This window comes from Streptacidiphilus sp. EB129, assembly GCF_041262645.1.
GTDB lineage: Bacteria > Actinomycetota > Actinomycetes > Streptomycetales > Streptomycetaceae > Streptacidiphilus.
Map to the genome: position 1 here is coordinate 1 of NZ_JBGCCS010000095.1, position 2718 is coordinate 2718.

A 2718-nucleotide genomic window follows, 5' to 3' on the forward strand; every position below is an offset into this window, starting at 1 on the left:
CGGTGTTCCGAGACCTGTATGGAAACCGCTGGGACTTGATCCAACTGAATCGGCGCAGTTGAGACGGCCGCCGACAGGGTGGTGCGGAAAGCGGGTCGGTGGCCCGTCAGGCCGCCAGGACGGGGCGTCGGCCCAGCGGGTCGCGGCGACGGGCAGTGACGGGAGCAGCCTCGACGGGCGGCATTCCCGACGGGAATCCGACACGGCCGATGGGAGCCTCCCCGCGCACCCCGGGGCGCCTGCAGCCGACCAGGACGGCCCAGGACGACCCGTGGAACCCCCGCTGTGGCGATCGGCGCAGCCCGGCGTCGTCCGCCTGGTGATCAAGGCCCTGCTGGCACAGGCCTTCAGCTGCCGTCCTGGTGCCAGGGGTAGACGCGCACAGGGTCCAGGTGGAGTTCGTTGGGGCCTATGCAGTCGGCAGCCCAGGCAGCCAGACGAGAGCCACAGACGCAGGCCAAGTTGGGACCGTGCGCGCCAGTCGGGCCGCAGCATCCGAGCCAGTTGTCCCCGAGAGTGAAGGGTTCGAGGCGGGGCAAGACGTCGTCCGGGTGGACGACGACGCTGTCACGCCAGCCACCGGAGACGGTGTTCCCAGTGCCGGTTCGCAGCAACGCGCGGCCTGTCCGCGGGGCAGGCGGGCGGGGCGCGCAGGTGGCTGCGACGAACGGGGCGCCCCATGGGTCGGAGTCGATGGCGTAGCGCCCGCGCGGGACGGTAGAGCGGGCCCGGCCGGTCTTCTTCTCCCGGCCGTGGTCTGGATCCTCGACGTCAGGGACGGCCGCCAGTGCCACCAGGTCCCCGGTGAGCGCGGTCCCGCACTTGGCGCAGTAGAAGACGGTCACACGCCGGGTTCTACCGTGCGGCGGGCAGGACTGTCATGCGGATTCGGGCGGCTGGCGGGCGCCACTCCCGGTTCGGCCGACCCGCTACGGCTCCGGATCCGCAGGCGGGGAATCGAGGCGAACAGGACGGCGAGGGCCGGACGGCGGCGGGAGCGGTGGCTGTGTCGGTGACAACAGAACTGACTCCACTGCCCCGGGGAGTTCAGTGCTCGCCGGCGAAAATCTCGCGGGCCTCGCGGACCGCGTAGAACAGGATCAAGTACCCGCTGATCGGATCGGCCCACCACCAGCCAAGGGCGAAGTTCAGCGTCAGGCCGAGCAGCACGGCGGCGGCCAGCACGCCGTCGATGAAGGTGACCCGGCCCTCGGTCTTCAGCACCGGGTTGTCCAGGGCCGCACCGGTGCGGGCCTTGGCCGCCGCGAGAGCGAACATCACCGCGGCGGTGATCGCGGTCCACACGATGCCCGGCACCGAGTGGTGCGGGTGGTAGTCGGCGACCAGCACCAGGGTGGACTGCACCGCCAGATACACCGCCAGCAGCGCGAACGCCCCGCCGATCACGCGCAGTGCCCGGCGTTGGCGCTCCTCGCCGGCCCCCGACAGCTCCCAGATGACCACCGTCGAGGCACCGATCTCGATCAGCGAGTCCAGGCCGAACCCGGCCAGCGCCACCGACCGGGCCGCCAGGGCCGTCACGGCAAGCACCACGATGCCGACCACGTTCCAGGCGAGCGTGGCGTACTCCAGGGCAAAGCCACGGCGGAGCAAAGACGCACGGGCGATCTCGTTCGAGGTGTTCACCCCGGAAGTCTCCCAGGCCCAACGGTCAGTCTCAGAGCAGGGCGGCCAGCCCTTCCAGCGACCCCTGGAGTCGAAACAACACTCACCGACAACGCCAGAGCGGGGAGCTGGGCGGGCGAACGCAGGACGGCCCGGCCCCCGCGTGCGGGACCGGGCCGAGGATGCGGCGGTGGGGTTGTCAGGTCGCGGCGGCCAGCAGGTGCGTGAGCGAGGCGGCGACCTCCTGCGCGACCCGCGCCCGCAGCGACTGGTGCGCCGCGGCCGGGGCCAGGTGCTGGGCGTAGCCGTTGGTCGCCGAGCCGTCGCGCCTGCGCGCCGCCTCCGCGTACAGCCGGTCAGCGGCAGGTGGCCAGGGTCCAGCCGGAACCGGTGTGGAGTAAAGAGCCAGGGCGGCGGCGGGCGGGGCACCGACAAAACTCGCCGATCAGCTTTGATACCCGGCGCTGGAGCGGCCTTTCCCACGCCTGAAGTGATCATTTCCCAGGTTCCGCGCCGGACGCATGGGCGTCAGCGAGGTCCCGTAGGGTCCGTTTCCATCACGATACTGATGACGTACGTGGGTGCCCGTGAGCCGAAGGGGCTGGTCACACGTACGGGCGGTATGCCGCTGGCACCAGTGAGGACAGCATGGCCCACCTCGCGAGCCAGCGTCCGGCGTGCACCAGAACGAGTGACCAACTCACGAGATACCGGCCAGGGCTTCGATCAAGCCAACGAGCGCGAACAGCAGGGGGAGACCGCAGAAGATCATGAGAAAAGCACCGACCTTGCGAGTCTTACCGAAGACGAGGAACCAGCCGACGTTCTGACCGCTGGCCGTCGCCGCCTCGACAACTGCACGGTTGCGGGCGGCATAGTGGGAGCCGATGCCTCGAATATCGGCGAACAGGACCAGACCGAGGCCGAAGCAACCCAGCATGAACAGCGCGGATACCGCGAAGAAGATCAGCACGCCAAGAGAGTTCCAGAGTCACTAGGGGCTTCACCCCGGATGGTGGACACGGGTTTGTGTGGTTATGCGGCGAGTGTCAGGGTAGCTGATTGGCGCTGCTCGTAGGCGACGGGGCTGAG

General features: G+C 69.6%; 2 protein-coding genes. Both read right to left on the minus strand.

What is annotated here, in order from left to right:
* Positions 1–1047: 1047 nt before the first annotated feature.
* Entirely contained in the window at positions 1048–1647 is a 600-nt protein-coding gene (locus ABH925_RS37545; protein WP_370156110.1) for a cation transporter, read from the minus strand.
* Positions 1648–2326: 679 nt separating this feature from the next.
* The gene (locus ABH925_RS37550; protein ID WP_370156112.1) at positions 2327–2599 is read right to left on the minus strand and encodes a hypothetical protein; all 273 of its coding nucleotides are present in this window, start codon (positions 2597–2599) and stop codon (positions 2327–2329) included.
* Positions 2600–2718 lie beyond the last annotated feature (119 nt).